Annotated in this window: 16 protein-coding genes; 9 read left to right on the forward strand and 7 right to left on the reverse strand. The window is 36.2% G+C overall.

Annotation, left to right across the window (positions count from 1 at the left end):
- Window positions 1-288 precede the first annotated feature (288 nt).
- Complete coding sequence (locus LK536_RS48715) at window positions 289-1932, forward strand: O-antigen ligase family protein (protein ID WP_227796466.1); 1644 nt, start codon at window positions 289-291, stop codon at window positions 1930-1932.
- A 152-nt stretch (window positions 1933-2084) separates the two neighbouring features.
- Here LK536_RS48715 and LK536_RS48720 read toward each other — a convergent pair whose 3' ends face one another.
- From LK536_RS48720 to LK536_RS48750, 7 genes are read right to left on the reverse strand one after another with little or no spacing between them, the layout of a single operon-like run.
- Complete coding sequence (locus tag LK536_RS48720) at window positions 2085-4493, reverse strand: NTP transferase domain-containing protein (protein WP_227796467.1); 2409 nt, start codon at window positions 4491-4493, stop codon at window positions 2085-2087.
- A 35-nt stretch (window positions 4494-4528) separates the two neighbouring features.
- Window positions 4529-5344 (reverse strand): LicD family protein, encoded by an 816-nt coding sequence (locus LK536_RS48725; protein ID WP_227796468.1) that lies wholly within the window; start codon window positions 5342-5344, stop codon window positions 4529-4531.
- Between the two features lie 27 nt (window positions 5345-5371).
- Window positions 5372-6601, reverse strand: coding sequence for an oligosaccharide flippase family protein (locus LK536_RS48730; protein ID WP_227796469.1), 1230 nt, complete (start codon window positions 6599-6601; stop codon window positions 5372-5374).
- 25 nt (window positions 6602-6626) lie between these two features.
- Window positions 6627-7727 (reverse strand): EpsG family protein, encoded by a 1101-nt coding sequence (locus LK536_RS48735; RefSeq protein WP_227796470.1) that lies wholly within the window; start codon window positions 7725-7727, stop codon window positions 6627-6629.
- 44 nt (window positions 7728-7771) lie between these two features.
- The gene (locus LK536_RS48740; RefSeq protein WP_227796471.1) at window positions 7772-8731 is read right to left on the reverse strand and encodes a glycosyltransferase family 2 protein; all 960 of its coding nucleotides are present in this window, start codon (window positions 8729-8731) and stop codon (window positions 7772-7774) included.
- A gap of 18 nt (window positions 8732-8749) precedes the next feature.
- On the reverse strand, window positions 8750-9574 hold the full coding sequence (locus LK536_RS48745) for a glycosyltransferase (RefSeq protein ID WP_227796472.1): 825 nt from the start codon (window positions 9572-9574) through the stop codon (window positions 8750-8752).
- 3 nt (window positions 9575-9577) lie between these two features.
- The gene (locus tag LK536_RS48750) at window positions 9578-10960 is read right to left on the reverse strand and encodes a sugar transferase (protein WP_227796473.1); all 1383 of its coding nucleotides are present in this window, start codon (window positions 10958-10960) and stop codon (window positions 9578-9580) included.
- A gap of 640 nt (window positions 10961-11600) precedes the next feature.
- Between LK536_RS48750 and LK536_RS48755 the strand changes: the two genes are divergently transcribed.
- From LK536_RS48755 to LK536_RS48790, 8 genes are all read left to right on the forward strand, one after another.
- A complete protein-coding gene (locus tag LK536_RS48755) occupies window positions 11601-13007 on the forward strand; it encodes a sugar transferase (protein WP_120058043.1) in 1407 nt (468 codons plus the stop codon).
- Window positions 13008-13067: 60 nt separating this feature from the next.
- Complete coding sequence (locus LK536_RS48760) at window positions 13068-13844, forward strand: glycosyltransferase family 2 protein (protein ID WP_120058042.1); 777 nt, start codon at window positions 13068-13070, stop codon at window positions 13842-13844.
- The gene (locus tag LK536_RS48765; RefSeq protein ID WP_120058041.1) at window positions 13841-15298 is read left to right on the forward strand and encodes a B12-binding domain-containing radical SAM protein; all 1458 of its coding nucleotides are present in this window, start codon (window positions 13841-13843) and stop codon (window positions 15296-15298) included. Before LK536_RS48760 ends, LK536_RS48765 begins: the two co-directional genes overlap by 4 nt.
- A gap of 14 nt (window positions 15299-15312) precedes the next feature.
- On the forward strand, window positions 15313-15441 hold the full coding sequence (locus LK536_RS48770; protein ID WP_268886868.1) for a hypothetical protein: 129 nt from the start codon (window positions 15313-15315) through the stop codon (window positions 15439-15441).
- A 601-nt stretch (window positions 15442-16042) separates the two neighbouring features.
- Window positions 16043-16402, forward strand: a complete 360-nt coding sequence (locus LK536_RS48775) for a hypothetical protein (protein ID WP_150825047.1) — start codon at window positions 16043-16045, stop codon at window positions 16400-16402.
- Between the two features lie 33 nt (window positions 16403-16435).
- Window positions 16436-17539: a glycosyltransferase gene (locus tag LK536_RS48780; RefSeq protein WP_227796474.1), complete on the forward strand. Its 1104-nt coding sequence runs from the start codon at window positions 16436-16438 to the stop codon at window positions 17537-17539.
- Between the two features lie 32 nt (window positions 17540-17571).
- Window positions 17572-18426 (forward strand): polysaccharide deacetylase family protein, encoded by an 855-nt coding sequence (locus LK536_RS48785; RefSeq protein ID WP_120058038.1) that lies wholly within the window; start codon window positions 17572-17574, stop codon window positions 18424-18426.
- A gap of 193 nt (window positions 18427-18619) precedes the next feature.
- The gene (locus LK536_RS48790) at window positions 18620-20479 is read left to right on the forward strand and encodes a GNAT family N-acetyltransferase (protein ID WP_506092194.1); all 1860 of its coding nucleotides are present in this window, start codon (window positions 18620-18622) and stop codon (window positions 20477-20479) included.
- Window positions 20480-20482 lie beyond the last annotated feature (3 nt).

Here is a 20482-nt window from a genome sequence, read left to right on the forward strand (position 1 = left end):
CTTTTTCTTTTTGAAATACTTTTTGAAATTCCTAATTGCATTACGAGTTGATTATACTTCGGATAAGGAAAATTATCGTGAGATGATAAAGAGAGGAAATCAAAGAAGGAAAAAAATGGTAAGAAAGAAGAGATAAACTAGAAAAAGGAGATATGGGTTAATCTAAATATTAAAGGTAAAATCATAAAAATGCAATATGTTTATGCATTCATAAAGTTGCGAAATAATGGGTAAAATGATATACTGTACAAAAGGTTTTGCAAATAAGAAGAGGTGAGTGGATAAATAATGATGCTAGAAGCAGAAGAGAAGATTGTGGTAAAACAGGAAACATTACTGGAACCATGGAAAAAAGTAAATCAAATAATTTCCAGTGTTTTTACATTAATCATAATTGCTGTATTTCCCCTATTTTTCAGGAATTATTATTTTGATATATTAACAGTAAAATATATTTTTTATTATGGAACTATAATTTCCATGGCAGTTGTGATGTTAGTGGCTTCAATTGTTTTTTTATTTTTAGATAAATCAAGGTATGACTGGGCAACCATCAAGAGTTTAAGGAGACAGTTTAGCTTTAAATCCTTTAGGAAATCAGACTGGGCAATGATTGCTTTTTTAATAGCTGTTGCCATATCAACGTTTCAATCAGATTATTTCTATGAATCCTTTTGGGGAAATGAAGGGAGATTCATGGGGATGTTTCTGATATTACTGTATGGGGTGAGCTTTTTTATCATTGGACATTGCCTTAAATTCAAACAGTGGTTTCTGGATGTGTTTTTGTTTGCAGGAATGATTGCCTGCATAATTGGTATTATGCAGTTTTTTAAATATGATCCGATTGGTTTTAAGAAGGGACTTACGGCAAGTGATTTCCCATCGTTCACATCCACAATTGGAAATATAAATACGTATACTTCATATGTGGCGCTTATTTCTGGGATGGGCACTGTTCTTTTTGCTATTGAAAAGAATAAAATTAGGAGGGCTTGGTATTTATTTACGGTTATTATATCAATATTTGCATTGATTACTGGTATTAGTGATAATGCTTACTTAGCGTTGCTTGCACTGTTTGGTTTGCTTCCCTTATATCTTTTTAATAATCTAAAGGGGCTGAAAAGATATATGGTATTGGTTGCCATTCTTTTTACCGAATTTCAATTTATAGATATGATTAGCCAGAAGTATCCAGAACATGTGTTGAAAATCAACGGATTGTTTAATGTGATAGTGGGATATGATAAATTGGCACATTTTGTGGTAATGCTATGGGGTATCTGTATAGTTCTTTATGTTCTGGACGCCTGTATTTCGAAAGATAGTATAATGAAGAGAGATAATAATTTGGGCAGATGGATTTGGCTGGGGCTATTAATTATTATTGTTATGGCAGGATGTTATATCCTTTATGATGCTAATATAGCGGGGAATGCAGATAAATACGGAGCCCTAAAGAAATATCTTGTTATTAATGATGACTGGGGAACACATAGGTGGTATATCTGGAGAATTGGAATGGAGAGTTATGCCAAATTCCCCTTTATCCATAAGATATTTGGTTATGGACCGGATACATTTGGCATTATAACAGTCCATAATTTTTATGAAGAGATGATTAGCAGATATAATGAAAAATTTGACAGCGCACATAATGAATACCTTCAGTATCTTATCACAATAGGGATTGTTGGGCTTGCGGCCTATTTAACTTTACTTTTTACTTCGATTGTGGAAATGATTCGTGCATCGAAAAAAAGGCCGGTTATGATGGCCCTGGCATTTGCGCTTGTTTGTTATGGGGCACAGGCTGCGGTTAATATAAGCGTACCAATTGTTGCTCCGATTATGATGACCTTGCTCATGGTAGGGGTTTCGGGCGCAAGTGACGGGAGGGAAGAAGCTGACAGAGGGCTAGAAGCTTGAAAAAGTCATAGATGGCTTGACAATGCCGGCAAATCTACAGAACCGTGGCCCTTTAAATACTGCTGAGAATAGGTATTTACAAAATTAGGTATTGCCCAGGAGATGGAAATAGTATCTTCTGGGCAATGTTATATTAAATCATGAACTTTATTTTAAATCATATTTAATTCATTAAAACGGCTAATAACATCCTCTGAAAACGCATAATGGATTTTCTTGGGTGGGAGAGAATCTATTAACTTTCTCACAGCATCTATATCAATATCTTTGTTTGAGAGTTGGACAAGTATTTCGGTAATAGTATCCAGAGCAGCATCATTCCAGTCATATCGGGCAATTTCCTGAGTACCAAGCCGGATACCATATCCATAAAATAACTGTTTATGTTTTTTGTTTAGTGTTACTTCGCATTTATAGGCATTATCGTATATTGTTTCCATTTCTTCTTTGCTGCATCTGATGAATATCTGATGGGTAGCTGAAATCTGTCCATGGACATCGGCTACGTCATAGCCCCTATCCCGAAGCTTGGCGCCAAGATAGTTGGCGCAGTGAACCATATGACTCATATACCCTGATCCATATTTTTCGAATTCAATCAATGCAAAAAGTAAGGATATCTTTTGATGCATTTGTGAGTGGCGCAGATATTTGGGATTGATTTCCGTTTCCATCATATCGTGCAGATATTTATCGTTGGTCATGATCAGACCAGATGCGGGGCCTGGAAAGGTTTTATGGGTTCCTCCGAACATTATGATGTTTTTCATTGTTTTCAGGGGATTTGGGCAGAGACCTGCTGCAATTAATCCCATAACCTGACTGCAATCCCATAAAAGTACACAGTTTGTTGTATCAATGCGTTCCACATCCAATGGTTTAATCAAATCTGACGGTGCCAGCAGGATATAATCAATCGCCTGCTCATTGATAATTTTGTTGACAGTATTGTAATCCAGATCATTTTCCTCAATATCGTATGGTGCGTCCATTGTCTCTATTCCAAGCCGTTCTACCACGGGCTTAACCGAAGCATGACCGCCATGGTCTTTGCTCAATATCAGCATTTTGCTGCCAGGTTTACAAACTGTCTTTGTAATCATATCAATACAATGCATACCGGTAAATGGACGGGGGTCCGTATATTTGGCGCCAAAAATCCTGCTGCAGACATCAGAGATTTTCTGATAAAATGGAAATAGCTTCTCACATCCAATAAAGTTATCATCCATGTTAAAGGAATAGGTATTGTTCATTATGTATCTTTCCTGAAATCCTAAAGCCAAAGGAAGATTTGCAAAGGGAGAGACTATATTTTCAGCTGCGCACAAGGGGAGCGCACGTTTATGGTAAGTTTCAAAATCTTTTGAATATTCATATAGTTGATTTAGTTCGTTTTCTGTATCCATATAGTATACACCGCCTATCCGTATGTTTTTATCCATTTTAAATAATTTAAGCGTCCCTTCTGAGGAATCCCGACATTGATAATATACCCTGCCCTGATACGTTAATTTTTCCTGCTCATCTGGCTTGACATCGCATATATAGGTATCCCCTTTGCAGCGGAATTTAAACATGGATGGCTTTACTTTCTTTAATGATTCAATTCCAATGATGTTGTTTTCCTTAGCTGCCAGCATATAACAAAGTGTGTGCATGATTTGTGAGCCTGTATTATGCAGATACTTTTCATCAAATGCCCGTAGTTCTTCAAGAGAATCAAATTCATGTATTATTTCTGCATCACATCTTTTTGCATACATATAAAGTTCATTTAAATAATCATCCTGTATATCTGCCCAGAATTTATTAGCAGTCTCTGGCAGGTCATATATTTTATCCAATATATTAATCATATTGGAAGAAAAACCAGAAGAAAAGAATGCATATCCTAAAGTCACCCATGTGTCATAGCATTTATCGCCATACATTGTTGTGAGGATTCTGTCTTCATTATCTGTTTCAACGCCTCTTTCCGCTGTTTTGCCTGAAACATATACTGTGCAATAGAAGGAATCATAAGCGTATGTTTCGAATATATTTTCATCAAAATATAAGTCAGATGATGTGATGATTGTATTTTTTAAATATTGCCTTGCCGCCCAGATGCTTGCATGATTATTTTTTGTCTCATATTCGTCTGTTTCAACTAATATTACACCATATTTCCCAACAAGATATTCAAATTGCTCTTTCATATATCCAACCACGATTACTATTTCTTCAATGCCCTTTTCACGCAGCTGGCAAATCTGGCGTTCGATTAGAGGTTCTCCTTTTACCGTAAGCAGTCCTTTAGGCTTTTCAAAATTTAAAGGAACAAAGCGGGTGGACATTCCGGCTGATAGGATGACAGCATTATCGATGCGATGTGTATTAAGCAGGGATTCGCCTGCTTGAGTTAATGAGCCATTCAATATATATCCCTGTCTTGTTAACTCTGAATAGGCACTTTCAATGGCCTCTAACGGCTTGTAAAGAATGCGGGCCATGTAATCTGCTTCATATTGTTTGTTTTCTTTGATTTTTGTTAAAATATCAAATTCGGTTTTAGTCATATCGTTTTTTACCTTTCTTAGGAAAAATATTGTTATTAATAATCTCCAAAATCTAATTTTATATATTCATGTGTTTTCCTCTGGCTGACAGGGGGAAGTGTCATATAGTCACCATAGGACTTTTTTAGTAAGCTGTGATAATTTTCTATTACGGAAAATTCCGTATCTTCAAAGCGCAGGGTGGTATAATGGGTATGCCAGCTTCTTAGGACCGAGTTTTTTTTATATCCTAATACGCCTACAGCACATGTAACCATATTTCCAGGAGGATATTTCCTGAGTTCCTTTTCGCAATTTGAAACTAAAAATGCATGTGTCATGAATCTGGTTATGAATCGAAGCATGACGAAGAGTCCTTTTTTAAAAATAGTGCTGTTTTCGGGAATCTTTGCATCATGCTTAGCAATTAGAAGATTTTTGTAAATCATGATTGCTAAGTCATGCTTCTTTCTAAGCAGGGGGTTATCAGGGATATTGTCCCAAGGGAAAATGTCCACAAATATCCCTTTATCACAAAGCGTTGTTTTGCCTCTTTTTTCTATAGCACATGTTCCTTTTAAAAGAATTTTTGCAAATCCATTATGATAATTTGAATCCGTAATCCAGGTTTGTAAACGGAATTCGGGATTTAAACCTGTTTTGCAGGCAGCAATGAATTTATCATAATTTTCACGTGTCATATCAATATCCATATCATCATCCCAAGGGATAAAGCCCTTGTGGCGGACAGCCCCTAAAAGTGTACCCCCGCTAAGGCTATAAGTAATATGTTCGTTCTCACAAATGCGTTTAATTTCTTTTGCGATTTTTAAAGTTAATGTATGTAATTTCTGGAGTTCATTTTCAGTCATTATGAATCATTTTACCTCTCTCTCAGTTCAGCGATTAAATTGGGCTTTAAATTTCAAGCAGTTAAAAGCCCGTGTTCCTAATAGCAGAAGTTCCGTCAGACAGCGTAGGACAGCAATTGAAATCAGGTTGAAATGTCCGGTTACGGCTAATATAGCTAACCCGGCTATTTGAAAAACAGCGGTCCAGACAGTAGTTTTAGTAACCTGCTGTTCCTTATTGATAGCCCCCAGGGTTGGCCATCCTAACAGCATGGCAGGAAAACTGAATATAAGGACCGGAATCAGGTAACGGAATACAGTTGAGGCAGCCACATATTGTTTACCTGCTGCCAAAGCGAGGATAGGATCCGCAAACAAAAATGAAAATACACTTCCGGCTAACACAATGGGCATAAAAAATAATAGGATTTTTTTTATTAACCGAGCACTCTTGCTTTTAATCATTTCTGGATATACACCATCCGCTATAGGTGTATATAGGGCCTGGACTGCTCCAATTAATTGCATGCTTACGCTCCAATATGCAATCTTTTCACCTTGCAGGAGAATTCCTATTAGAATTGTATTTAGGGCGCCAAAAGCTGTTGTTGCCATATTTGAAATAAAATAAACGGCTGACGTTTTAAGCTTTTTGAAAGCAGATATAAGCTTTATGTCCTGAACTGTAAGTCCCAGCAGCTTTAGTTCCCTCAATATAAATATAATAGCGGCCAGAGAACCGGCTATATCCAGCAATGGAATGATTAATATATCGCTGTCATCTTTGATGGAAATAAAAGTAAAAAGTGTGGAAATACCCCGCATAACCATAAATCGGACAGCAATTACATGCATTTTTTCTATGCCACGGAATAAATAATCAAATAAAAAGACAGAGAGGAAAACCGGGATGAATGATAAAATGCTGAAAAGCTTATTAGTATTCAAAATAGGTATGAAAAAAATCATGACCAGCAGTGCGCAGAACGCAGCTATAGATAACACGATTCTTGCCAGTAATATTTCAAAAGTCACCTTGCCTAAGGATTGGTTATTTTGGCATGCCTGGACAACATCCTTTGTTCCTGAAAGAAGAAAACCGAAATCGACCAGAATCTGCATATAGGACATAACAGACTTTGTATAGGCTACTGCGGCATATGATTGTACGGATAACACCCTTGTCAAGTAGGGCAATGTGAGTAATGGAAAAACAAGCTTTGCGATATTCATTCCGTAAAGCATGGCTGTATTTTTTATGACATTATTTCGTTTCATAATTTACCTTTACCAGACTGGTTGATTAAAGCTGTTTCCAGAAAGTGTGATATGGTACACAATAGGCGGTGTTAACAAACAATAAATATAGGTAATAAGACCATCCTGCCAGGAAGCAGATAAAAAACATGCTTGCTTTCATTGCCTTTATACGATAGATTACTTTAGGAATCAGTAAGATGAGAAAAATGTCAAAGTAATAACCGAAACGCCATATAAGTGCAACCTTGGTGGTCATTACACTGATACCTGCCCCAATCACCGCAAATAGCAGAAGTCTGTAAAGCTCCTTGTTTGTGTCCAAAATCGGATTTAGCATAAAAACCAGAATGGTAAAGCCTAGTTTTGCCGCTAAAAAGACAGTGTATGTATTACTGAAAGCAACGCCTGAAAACTTTGTGTGTCCCATTTCTGAATAGGCATAGTAACGTGGGAATAGCTTAAAAGCAATATAGAGCAATGAATCAAAATTCAAATAAATAATAAGGCAGGCAATAATGCAGATTAATACAGTTCTTTGATTTATCTGTTTAATTGCAAAGGACGATATTATAACCAGGCATGCAATGGAGGATGTATGGAAAGACATTGCGGCTCCAAATAGCAGGATGGATTTCACATAGGATTTCATTCCTGTGCTTTTATTCAATACAGTATAAATGTTAATTCCTATTGCCAGGGCACAGTATTGCCGTAAACTTACCATTGAGGTTAAATAGTGGTTAAGTGTGACAAAGAAGAAAACAGGCCAGAAGGCTGATTGGTTGGGAGCGGTGTTTTCTATAATAAAATAGCCTATTCCTATCAAAATCACAGCACTAATGATAGTGAGCAGCCAGTATGGATTATTACCTGTTATTGTTCCGATTATCTTGTTTAAGAGAACATATCCCTTTTCCCAATTTTGCGATTCCCAGCTGGATGTCAGGGAGTTGATATTAAGATAACCACGTATGTAGGCTGGTGTATCAGCTCCTACATCCAGCCCCCGCATTGATTGGATGAGGAATATGGCAATAAACGAGACTATGACAAAATATCTGTTTCCAGATTTTGATACACCGTTTTTAAAAAAAATATATCCTAATACGCATATATATATTAATAAACCAATATGTACAGCCATGTATCACCTTAACCTTTAATGATTTGTAACGTAATGTATATGTATTAGCGGCGACATTTTATTTTTAAATATGCCATAATGTATAGTAATTTCCAAAGCCTATGCTTGATGCCGAATAGGAAGAGCCTCATACGAAAGGGCAACTCTGTAATATATGGATGGGTTAGACAACCAGGATACCTATTCTTTATCTCAGAGACAAAAGCCGATACGTCTTTTTTACAACTCCTGGAGCATAACATATGGAGGGTGCCTGCATACAATAATTCGCGGAGCATGAGAGCAGTCAGGATATCTGGATACTGAGATAGGTTTTCTACCAGGACCTGAAATGCAATAATATCATTGCGTACGTCATAGGCTTTTTCTGAGTGCATGAGGGAGTTGGGATGTATATTGTAGTAGTAAAGACCTTCCTCCAGATAAAAGATGTTTTTGCAGCAGGATAAGGCCAGTTTGTTAAATACCATATCTTCTTTGATGTAAATATCAGGGAATGTTATATTATTTTCTATGATTATGGATGACCGATATAGTTTGCAGCATACACTGCCGGATGAATATAGAAGCGCATCATCCCATTTTAGTTCTCCCTGCTTCCGTCTTTCTACTGTGGAACGCAACGTCTGACCGCTGCTTACAATAAAATAATCGAATATGATACAGTCATATTCATGTTTTGATATAAGTTGTTTAAGTATATGAATGGCATTATCATGCAGCCAATCATCACTGTCTAAAAAAAGCAAATAATCTCCCTGGGCGATATGGATACCACGATTACGGGAATAACCGGGACCATGGTTTTTGTCATTATGCAATAAGTGAATGGATATATCTGCAGATTGGACTAATTGATCTAATTGCTCTGTAGATATATCGGTTGAGGCGTCATCAATAAGGATTAATTCAAAATCCCTGCAGCTCTGCTGCTCCAAAGACGAGATACATTTTTTTATTATGCCAAAGCAATTGTAAAAGGGAGTGATTATGGATAAAAACATGTCATACCTTTCTGCCTGTTATATTTGATGCAGCCGCTTTACGTATATATATCTTCTCACAGGCCCTGGAGCCATAATGACGCATCCGCGGATGACGCAGTTTGCCACAAGCCTGCCAAAAGAGATGAATCCCAGCTTCCAAATTTTATATTGAAAACTACATATTTTTTTTGCATATGCCCATCCGCCCCTGCGTGTATACATGCCATTTCCGACACGGGCGTTCACAAGCGTCTGGTTTATATTAATGGCATAGTATCCTTTCTGGAACATCCGCACCCAAAGATAGTAATCTTCTGCCAGACTGACTTCTATGTAACTTCCAGCGCTCAATACTGCATTTTTCCGATACATGACAGCCATATGGTTCATGGGGTTCCGCTTTTTTGAGAATTTTATGATTTCTTTGTGTGTAAGAGGAACATGTCTTACACTTTTTATCTGACTGGGCGTGGTTTCGAATTCAGCAATCATACCGCTGCATAAAGCTAACTCAGGGTTATCCTGAAATGCTTTTAGCTGTAATTCACATCGGTAAGGCAGGGAGATATCATCGCTGTCCATTCTTGCCACCAGGTCATTCCTGCAAGCAGTAAGACCGGTATTTAAAGCATTGCCAAGCCCCATATTTGTTTCCAAACGGAGAATCTGAAACAGGCTTTTACTCTGAAGGCTTATCTCATCGATTACTGCATTTAATTCAGGAGTAAGGGGACCATCGCATACCAATACAAAGTCATTGGCTGGAACCGTCTGATTGAGCATGCTCTCGATAGCCATCCTGAAAAAACAAGGATTATCCTGCTGGTATACTGACATTAAAACTGAGTAATCAGGATACATGAATTACTCCCTTTCTTTTACTCCGGGATTACTCCGGGCTGCTGTTGTCTGATTCTTTGCAACTCCTTCGGTGCTGTCTTTCATGAACAGAATCTTTACTGTCTGGATAATTAGCTTGATATCCAGCATGAATGAGTAATTTTGTATGTAATGTAAATCCAGCTTCAGCTTGTCATAAGGAGTTGTATTGTATTTTCCAAAAATCTGCGCATATCCGGTCAATCCAGCTTTTACGCGCAAACGGTAATGGAACTCCGGCATTTCTTTTTCGTACTGTTCTGCAATTTCCGGCCGTTCTGGGCGCGGACCAACTATGCTCATATCGCCATTTAGGATATTGAAAAGCTGTGGGAGTTCATCAAAACGTATTTTCCGGATAATGGCGCCAATGGGGGTAATGCGGTTATCATCAATACATGCTAACCGGGCAACGCCATCTTTTTCAGCATCCATTGTCATGCTGCGGAATTTGTATACATAAAACACATGACCGTTAAGGGTCAGACGTCTTTGACGGTAAATAACAGGCCCTCCGTCCTGTAGTTTGATGGCGGCGGCAGTTATTGCCATAAGTGGGAAGGTAATGACACAGGCAGTTCCGGCAATGATGATATCAAGTATCCGTTTGAAAAAAGCCTGTTCAATTGACATCTGTCCATTACGCGCCATAATTAAAGGTGTATCAAATAAAGTCATGTCTTCGGCGCTTCGGACAAGAATGTCGGAAATCTTTGGAGTCATATACACACGTATGCCTTTCCCATAGCAATATTTCAATATTAGGTTTCTGATGGAAGATGGAACATCACAGATAACGACTGCGTCATATGAAGGAATCATCTGCTTGATTTGTTCCAAGCCTGCATCTATATGGACAATGTTTTTAATCTGATAACGGTCACTGCGGCAATTCATTTTATCCATAAGGGTTAAAGAGGGACGGTTGCCATAAACTAAAAGCATCTGCCGGGGAGGAAATAATTTCTGGAATAAAAAGTTTGCCAGGAATGTCCAGATGCATATGGCAACAGCCTGCAATATGAACATCAGCAGGAATGGCATTATATTAAGGAAATGCTTGGCTATTAAGGCAATCTGCAGATATGTAATCATATTGGTCAGGATAATGGAAAGCATTTGTGAATAAAGCACATTTCCGCGTTCCAGATAACCAACTTTCAGACCGCCATACATTTTTGAAAAAAATAGTAAAAGCAGTCCGTATACCATAGCCATGAGCCAATCACCTTTACGAAAGAAAGGCGTTCCTGCAGCCTGTGAGAAATATTGATTCCAGGCAAACCAATAAATACCGATTTCTACGGTTAAGATGGCAATAGATGTCAGGAACCGTAGGATTCTTTTGTATTGTTCATAATTTTTCATTGGAAATACTCCTGCTGGATTTACATAGTGGAATATTCAGGTTTAAGATTAAACTTCGTACAATGTCCCTTATAGGAACCGTACAATCAGACTATTAGAGTAAATTGCGATAAAAAGTTTAAAATGGGGCTTCAATAATGAATTATTAAAAAAGATTTAAATGTTTTTTTCGCATTTAAGAGTGTCACAAGAGTTGCGTTAAACGGTGGTTGATGTTATACTATACAGAAGCTAAAAGGGCTGAATATATGGGAAAAGAAGAGAAAGTGCTGCTTTCTTCCCTTTCTTCCACATATTGTTATTGCTTTTTTTGGAACAAGTGTTATTATATTAGTTGGCTGGCTGAGGTGGTATTGCTGGCTGGTGTGAAGTAAGGTAGAAATTGGATTTTTTACTTGGTATAAGGGACATTATAGGAAGTAATTGATTTGAAATGCCTTTTTGCTTGGTATAAGAGGCATTATCGGAAGTAATATCCCCAAATAATCCGTCCCGCTCGAATCGTCGCAATGCCACGTTCTGGCTGGTGGAGGTCAGATTGTTATAATAGCTACAGTGTTTTTATATTCTGCGGAATGGCGAAGCCATGCCCCCAAGTATGTATAAAAAGTATTGATAAATATATGGGAGATGTCTACTAATGAAAAATCCGGAACAATACAAGCGGCTCATACGCTTCATATACAGTATGGTACTCCTGTCTTTAGAAATAGGATTCTATGGCTATATCTGGCTCAATTATTATAATAAAATGATGGACACACCATATAACCGCACTGGAAATTGGCTGATGATTGCTGTTTATGGAATTTTGCTTTTTGTTTTTAATATGGTGTATGGTGGATTCAAAATTGGCTATTTTCAGACTGCCAATATTATTTATTCCCAGATGCTGTCTAGTGTTTGTGCCAATATCATGATATATCTTCAAATTACGCTATTGACAAAACATTTTCAGCTTCTGATGCCATTGGTAGCGGTAACTGGAATCGAATTTATTATTATTCTCTTATGGAGTTTTAGTTTTAACCGGATTTACCGGGTCCTTTATCCTCCTAGAAGAGTAGTTCTCATATATGGGGATCGGCCGGTTAAAAGTCTGATGGGAAAGTTAAATACCCGGATGGACCGATTTATTATTGGGGAATTAGCCCATATATCCTTGGGGTTGGAAACTTTGAGAGAAAAAATAGAGCTATATGATGGGGTAATAATCTGTGATGTTCCTTCCCAACTGCGAAATATGATACTGAAATACTGCTATGGAAAATCCATTCGAGTTTACATAACACCTAAAATTTCTGACATTCTAATCAAAAGTTCGGAAAGTCTGCACCTGTTTGATACGCCACTTTTGCTGTCTAGAAATACAGGACTCAGTTTTGAACAGCGTATAATAAAACGTGCTATGGATATCGTGCTTTCGGTGCTGACGCTTATTGTGTTGTCGCCTGTATTTTTAATTACGGCATTTTTCATAAAACTTAATGATGGAGGTCCGGTTCTATTTCATCAGGCTCGGTGCACGAAGGATGGCAGGATATTTAATATATATAAATTCAGGAGTATGGTGGTAGATGCAGAAAAAGAGGGGAAATCTATCCCTGCCACCAATCATGATTCCAGGATAACCCCCATTGGAAATTTTATACGTAAGTTGCGGATTGACGAACTGCCTCAATTGTTTAATATTCTCAAAGGGGATATGAGTATTGTCGGCCCACGTCCGGAACGGATTGAGCATGTTGAAAAATATACAAAGGAAATACCGGAATTTGAGTATCGATTGAAGGTAAAGGGCGGATTGACAGGATATGCTCAGGTACATGGCAAATATAATACCAGCGCATATGATAAATTGAAGCTGGATTTGATGTATATACAGAACTATTCTTTACTGCTGGATTTGGAAATTATTTTTAAAACTATAAAAATTCTTTTTTTAAGGGAAAGTACAGAGGGATTTGCTGATATGAATTCTGCTGTTAATGCAACAAAAGATTCTTTTGTTGCCGTAGACAGTAATAAAGTTGAAAGGCATCCATAAAATGCACCAGAAAAGTTTCCTGCATATAGTAAAGAATTATTTTGAAAGGATTACGCTAATATGGAAGGTCCCTTACTTGTTTCAATCATCATGCCTGTATATAATTCTGAACGACATCTGGCTGAAGCAATAGATAGTATTGTGGCACAGACCTATCAAAACTGGGAATTAATTGCAGTTAATGATGGCTCCACAGATGCAAGTTCTAATACCTTGGCTAAATATGAGTACATGGATTCCCGAATAAGGGTAATTACTTTTAAAGAAAATAAAGGTGTTGCATCTGCCAGAAATACTGGCATAGCCGCTGCAAATGGTCGGTATCTGATGTTCCTTGATAGCGATGACTTATGGGATGCAAATAAAATAGAAGTGCAATTGTCTTTTATGGAACTCCATAACTGTCCATTTAGTTTCACCAGCTATCGTCTAATCAATGAGGATGGAACATATCTTCAACAGACTGTTCCAGTCCCTGAGACGATATCCTATCAAAAGGTGTTATACCAAACCGCTATATGGACTTGTACTGTCTGTTTAGATTTAAGCATAATAGAAAAACCTTCTATGCCCCTGCTTAATGGAGCAGAAGATACATCTACATGGGTTAATTTGCTAAAGGGCATCGAATGCGCCTATGGAATTAACCAGGTCCTCGCTTCATACCGCCAGGTCCCTTCTTCACTGTCCCATAATCTAAAAAGCCGTTTGGAACGCATGTGGGTTATGTATAGAACCGTTGAACATTTTTCTTTATTTTATAGTATGGTTCTTTATCTTAAATGGTTTGTATATGTTTTACAAAAAAGAAAAAAATCAAAAGGAGACTTTAAATGAAAATATGTTTTATTAATCCGCCTTTCAAAGCAGACCTGGGGAAATTTTCAAGAGAGTCCCGAAGTCCTGCAATAACCAGAAGTGGGGCTTTATATTATCCATTGTGGCTCATATATGCGGCTGCATATGCTGAAAAAAAGGGATTTGATATATATTTTTTGGATGCGCCTGCTAAACAATTTAACGAAGAGCAAAGTCTGAAATTGATTTCAGATAACGCTTCGGATTCCCGCCTTTTTGTATTGGATACTAGTACCCCGTCTATTTCTAATGATATTCGTTTTGGAGAATCTCTGAAAAAGCAGTATCCTGAAGCATTTATCCTGTTGGTAGGCACCCATCCTTCCTCCACGGTAGAGGAAACATTAAATTATGGAACGCTTATTGATGGCATCGCACGCAAAGAATATGATTATACTGTCTCCATTCTGGCCAGGGCTTTACAGGATAGTACTTCATTATATACTGTTCCCGGCCTTACATTCAGGCAGGAAGGAGCTATCCTCCACAATGCCGATGCAGAATACATATCTGATTTAGATGATATTCCTTTTGCATCTCAATTTATAAAGAAACACTTGTCAGAGATGGACTATTTCTTTGCTGCCGCGCACTATCCAGCCATACAGATTTTTACCGGTCGGGGGTGTCCAAGTAAATGTACCTTCTGTGTTTATCCTCAGACCATGCATGGACATAAATACAGACTCAGATCCCCCCAAAATGTAGTCAGCGAGTTTGAATATATCGCTGAACATTTTCCTTCGGTAAAGGAAGTAATCATCGAGGATGATACCTTCACCGCCAATAAGCAGCGTGTTTTGGATATCTGCCAGCTTTTAATCGCAAAAGGGCTGCCGAAACGATTGAAATGGCTGTGCAACGCGCGGGTGAATTTAGATTTAGAAACGATGAAAATCATGAAAAAGGCTGGATGCCGCCTTATTATTCCTGGGATTGAAAGCGGAAACCAGCAGATTCTGAATAATATAAAAAAAGGGACAACGATTAAACAAATTGAACAATATGTAAAAAATGCAAAAAAAGCTGGGCTTTTAATTCATGCATGTTATATGGTTGGAAATGCTGGTGAAACAAGAGAAACAATGCACAATACGCTTGAACTTGCCATGAGGTTAAAAACTGATACAGCCCAATTCTTTCCGTTAATCCCCTATCCCGGTACAGAAGCCTATAAATGGGCCCAGCAGAACGGCTACATTAAAAGCGATTATGAGCATTATAGCAGGGCCGACGGGACACATAACTGCGTATTGGAGTTGCCGGGACTATCCTCTGATGAAATGGTTGAATTTTGTGACTATGCCAGAAGAAAATATTACTTAAGGCCATGGTATATTTTACATAGAATTAAAGTTGGTTTGACAGATCCCAGTGATTTAAGAAGAAGCTTTAAGGCGTTTGGGAGGCTAAAAAAATACCTGTTCAGCTAGTCGTGAGGACTCAGATGAATTTTATAATTGTATGCAATAATTTAAATAGTGGAAAGGATGGAATCGGTAAATATGGAAAGATGATAGGAAGTGAGCTTGGAAAACAAAATGATGTTCAGCAAGTCCACTATTGTACTGGATAGACCTCAGAAAAAATAGAGTTTCTTTATTTACCTTGATGAAAATGTCCAAAGCAATAAACAGGGAAATATAATTACTGACAAGTCAACCTCTGGAATCAAAAGATTACTTTTTTGCAGTATCCCTCTATCCGTCCATACAATATTTTGCTGATTGAGGTTGCTCAAACCGATATAACTTCTGTGTATATCCCCAAACCATGCACGGGCACCAGAACCGTTTAAGGACACCGAAAAACGTTGTGGGAAAGTTTGAATATATTGCTGAATACCTCCCGGATGTGAAGGATATTGTTATTAGGATATGATACTTTCACAACAAACAAGAAAAATGTCATAGATATTTGCTATTTGCTAATTGAAAAGAACTTGAACAATTATCTAAGATGGTTATGCAATTCGCAGGTGAATTTGGATTTGGAAACAATGCAAATGATGAAAGGGGAGGGCTGCAGGTTAATCATCTCTGGGATAGAAAGTGATAACCAAGAAATTTTGAATAATATAATAAAGGTATTACGCTTAAACAAATTGAAAATTATGTAAGAAATTTCCACAAAGCCGATCTATTAATACATGTATGCTATATGGTTGGTAACAAGGGATGGACAAAGGAAACTATGCAAAAGCGCTGAAATTATTACTTCGATTGAATACTGATACCACCCAGTTTTCCCCGTTAATTCCCTCCCCGAGTACAGATGGTTATACTTGGGCATCTGAAAATGGATACATAAGTGTCAGTTACAAAGATTACTGTAAGAAAGATGCTGCACATAATTGTGTACTTGAATTACCAAATCTTTCTTCAAATGAAATGGTAGCATTTTGTGCTGACGCAGGGTCGAAATATTACGTAAGACCAAAATACACTCTCTATCGTTTGGTAATTGGTTTAAAGGCCCCAGAGGATTTAAAACGATTCTCGAAAGCATTTGAAAGATTAAATAGTACCTATTTATAAAAAATCTAATTTTATGAGTTTATTGGGAGGTAAATGAAAAGTACACAAATGCAAGAATTGATTATGTCAGGAATTAATTTAAAAGATGGCGGTACACTTAATATTTACTATGATTTGCTAGATGAGCTAATAGCAAAAAAAGTGTATGAAAAATATCGAATTACCGCATTCGTCAATAATACAAAACAGTTTAGTCTATATTCTGACAAAGTTAATTTAATAGAATTATCGCCTAAAAATCACGTTGAACGACTATACTATGAACTTATATTTTTTAAAAAATACTCAAAGAAAAATAAGGTGGCAATATGGATATCCATGCATGATATTACGCCTAACGTAGTTGCGGATAAAATATATACATATTGTCAAACTGCATTTCCCTTTATGAAAATAAAATTAAAGTATTTTAAATATACTAATATGCTGTTTATTTTGGCTTATAAATATATTTATTTGATTAACAAAAGCAAGGCATCTGCTTATATAGTCCAGCAAACATGGATGGCAAATAAGCTTAAAAAAAATCTACATATAAACAATATTATTGTGGCTAATCCATCAATTCCTGCTGTGGGATTTAAATCAAATTTGAATCATAATTCGGATAAAAAGCATGACTTTACATTTATCTATCCATCACTTGCACGATTCTACAAAAATTATGAAACTGTTTGTGAAGCGTGCCATGTATTGGAATGCAGAAATGTTAATGATTTTAAGATAATCTTTACAATTAATGGAAACGAAAATAAATATACACAGATGTTGAAAACAAGATATGGGCATCTGAAAAATATTGCTTGGCTAGGATGTCAACCTCGCCAGAATTTATATGAAATGATGAAAGAGTCTGATTGCTTACTTTATACATCTGAGTTAGAATCCTGGGGGTTGCCCATTATGGAATATAAAGCACTAGAAAAACCGATTATTATATCAAACTTACCCTATGCATATGAGGCTGTCGGGTGTTATGAACGCGTAAAATTTGTTGAATCTGATAACATTTTTGAGTTAGCTGATGCAATGGTTCAAATTATACAAGGATGTATACAATTTGATTTGCCTAAAATGGTCACCTCTCCATTTCCATATGCTAAAACATGGAGTGAACTAATTGAACTTATATTATAATATATTATTGATTTATTTAGGAGAATGCAGAAATGAAGCCTAGAGAATGGTTGGGAGGTTTATATCCTTTTTTTTACTTATATAATAAATTATTTAAAAAGAATTATATACGAATTTTAATGTATCACCATATTGATTTAGAGCATTTAGATGATTTTAAAAATCACATAGAATTTTTAATAGAAAAGAATTACCGGATTATTAATTTGGATTTTTTTAAAAAATTAATTAATGGATATCAGGATGATTATAAAGGAATTAGTATATTAATAACCTTTGATGATGGGTTTAAATCCGCCTATTTAGCTTCACATATTATGGATAAATACAATGTAAAAGGTGTTTTTTTTGTTCCAACAGAATTTATAGATTGCGAAAATAGAGAACAAGAAAAACAGTTTATTATAAATGATTTATTATTAACGGAAGAAGACTTAACGGACCAAATGAAACCTATGTCATGGGAAAATGTGAAAGAAATGCATAGAAAAGGACATAGTATAGGTGCCCATACTTTGAGCCATGCAAGAGTTTCAACAATTAAAGATGATGATAAACTAAAATATGAATTATATAATTCCAAAATTATATTAGAAAATATTCTGGAACATAAAATTTGTTGTTTTGCATACCCCTTTGGAAATTTAGAGAGTATTAATGAAAAATCACTAAGTATGTCTCAAGAATTTTATTATATTATTTTTTCTGCAATTAGAGGCTTTAATAGCCAAAATACAAATCCTATTGCAATTAGAAGGGATGGTGTTTTGGCAGAATATAATCTGAATTATTTACGCTTTATTATCGAGGGTGGTTTAGATATTAAGTATATGCAAGCGAGAAAAAGGTTAGACCAATTAGCATTCAAAATAAAAGACGAGGATTAGTGAAATGGTTACGATTTCTATATTGCCACAATGGAGACAGTTATTCGACAGAGACAAAACAATACAGACAAATAGTTTTGATGAAGATATTTTATTAGCCGAATCTTGGATGTCTATAGGGTTAATACTGTCAAGTTATAAGTCATGGGAAACACTGGAGTATATAACAATATGGATACCTGACTTCTTTTGTATGGAAACTATAGAAAAATTTAAAGAGCCTTGGATGATAATACGGTTTTATCCTATTACAAATGAACTTGAGCCAGATTGGAACATAATTAAGGAGTGGAAAAAACAAGAATATTCTGTAGACTTTTTTCTGTTTGTTCATTATTTTGGTATAAAAAGAGATGTAGAAAAAGCAAAAGTTTTTTGCGAAAATATTCGATGCTTTTTAATTGAAGACTGCACACATGCACTATTTGCTAATTCTAAAATAGGAAAAAGCGGTGATTTTATTTTGTTTAGCCCTCATAAATGCCTTTCCATACCAGATGGTGCAATTTTAAAATTTAACATTACTTCGAAAAATAAAGCTATTGCAGAAAACATTTTAAATGATATCAAAACCTTGCAAAGGCGGAAAAATGATTATGTATGGCTATTAAAGCGCGTTATGCAAAAGATGTTCAGAATACAAAAAAAACCAACGTATTTCGTGGAACCCCATTATGGAGACTGTATATCTAGGCGAAATGGCATAGATATAGAGCGTATTTCCGCATATTCAGAAAGACATTTGAAGAGAATTAGCCCTAAACAATTAAAAGAGTACGCTTATATACGACATGACAATTTAGAAGTTATGAATTATTTAATATCAAAAGAATTAAGCACTTGCAATACCGCTATTGTTTCAGGTTCATCTGTACCTTTTGTGGGGGCCTATACTTGGGAAGGTTTAAAAAATAAACAATTACTTGCCAATAAACTTCTAGAAAAAGGTTATTGTTTGCAGTCATGGCCAGATTTGCCAGCAGAAATAAAAAATGATGCTCTGCATGCTACAGCTATAAAGCTATCAGAAAATATATTTACGGTACCAATTCATCAATCTATCAAACCACAAGAATTAATTCAAAAATATGGAACAAGAAAGAAAAAACAATATTGGGCCGAACATCTGCGCATAGAATGGGATAAAGTAACTAAAGAAAAATGGGAAATTATATTTAATAAAATCAATATAAGCAACATACTTCAGGACTGGAATTATGGCGATGTAAAAAAGGAAATCGAGGGCTGGGGCCTGCGCAGAGGAATTATTTATGAGGAGAATCAAGAAATTGGAGTCATACAAGTTCTCTACAAATCTTTTATTAAAATTCCATTGCTATATAGAGTGAATAGAGGGCCTCTGTTAATAGAACAATATGATAATGTTGAATATAAAACACTTATTTTAGATATGGTAAAGAAACAATTCCGCTCACTAATACCGATGCTATGCGCTCCTTGGATTGAAATGACACCATACAATTTAGAATACATTTCCAATTATCATATCAAATTATGGGATGGACAGGGATTTTCATCAAGTACTGTTGATTTAAGGAAAACTGAAAATGAATTGCGCATGTCCTTAAATAGCAAATGGAGAAATGCACTGGTTACTGCCGAAAAGTCAGGGGTTCGCATAGAGGATGGCTCAGAAGACTGGAAATTAATGTTAAGGCTGTATGAAGAAGATAAAAAAATAAAAGGCTATTCTGGTACTCCGAATGCTATATTAGAGGGACTTTTCCGCAATAATAAAAATAAATTAATTGTATTGCGTGCGACCAATACTCAGGGCGAATTAGTAGCTTATGATATTTTTTATTTACATGGTATTACGGCAACCTACCTTATAGGCTGGAATAGTAACAAAGGAAGGCGTTTAAATGCTAATAATCTTCTTTTATATCAGGCCATGTTAGTAATTAAAAACCTGGGCTATTCTTTTCTGGATTTGGGAGGTATCGATGAGATTCATACGGAAACCATAGCTGCTTTTAAGTGTGGAGTAAATGGTACTAGATATCGGCTTATTGGAGAATGCTTAATTTAATAT

Origin of the sequence: Clostridium pacaense (assembly GCF_020709765.2) — a bacterium.
In the GTDB taxonomy this organism is placed as follows: Bacteria; Bacillota; Clostridia; order Lachnospirales; family Lachnospiraceae; genus Enterocloster; species Enterocloster hominis.

Bases quoted from the DNA above. Each gene is read 5' to 3' on its own strand.
- LK536_RS48715 (WP_227796466.1), top strand. From the start codon at position 289: ATGATGCTAGAAGCAGAAGAGAAGATTGTGGTAAAACAGGAAACATTA.
- LK536_RS48720 (WP_227796467.1), bottom strand. From the start codon at position 4,493: ATGACTAAAACCGAATTTGATATTTTAACAAAAATCAAAGAAAACAAA.
- LK536_RS48725 (WP_227796468.1), bottom strand. From the start codon at position 5,344: ATGACTGAAAATGAACTCCAGAAATTACATACATTAACTTTAAAAATC.
- LK536_RS48730 (WP_227796469.1), bottom strand. From the start codon at position 6,601: ATGAAACGAAATAATGTCATAAAAAATACAGCCATGCTTTACGGAATG.
- LK536_RS48735 (WP_227796470.1), bottom strand. From the start codon at position 7,727: ATGGCTGTACATATTGGTTTATTAATATATATATGCGTATTAGGATAT.
- LK536_RS48740 (WP_227796471.1), bottom strand. From the start codon at position 8,731: ATGTTTTTATCCATAATCACTCCCTTTTACAATTGCTTTGGCATAATA.
- LK536_RS48745 (WP_227796472.1), bottom strand. From the start codon at position 9,574: ATGTATCCTGATTACTCAGTTTTAATGTCAGTATACCAGCAGGATAAT.
- LK536_RS48750 (WP_227796473.1), bottom strand. From the start codon at position 10,960: ATGAAAAATTATGAACAATACAAAAGAATCCTACGGTTCCTGACATCT.
- LK536_RS48755 (WP_120058043.1), top strand. From the start codon at position 11,601: ATGAAAAATCCGGAACAATACAAGCGGCTCATACGCTTCATATACAGT.
- LK536_RS48760 (WP_120058042.1), top strand. From the start codon at position 13,068: ATGGAAGGTCCCTTACTTGTTTCAATCATCATGCCTGTATATAATTCT.
- LK536_RS48765 (WP_120058041.1), top strand. From the start codon at position 13,841: ATGAAAATATGTTTTATTAATCCGCCTTTCAAAGCAGACCTGGGGAAA.
- LK536_RS48770 (WP_268886868.1), top strand. From the start codon at position 15,313: ATGAATTTTATAATTGTATGCAATAATTTAAATAGTGGAAAGGATGGA.
- LK536_RS48775 (WP_150825047.1), top strand. From the start codon at position 16,043: ATGGACAAAGGAAACTATGCAAAAGCGCTGAAATTATTACTTCGATTG.
- LK536_RS48780 (WP_227796474.1), top strand. From the start codon at position 16,436: ATGAAAAGTACACAAATGCAAGAATTGATTATGTCAGGAATTAATTTA.
- LK536_RS48785 (WP_120058038.1), top strand. From the start codon at position 17,572: ATGAAGCCTAGAGAATGGTTGGGAGGTTTATATCCTTTTTTTTACTTA.
- LK536_RS48790 (WP_506092194.1), top strand. From the start codon at position 18,620: ATGGAAACTATAGAAAAATTTAAAGAGCCTTGGATGATAATACGGTTT.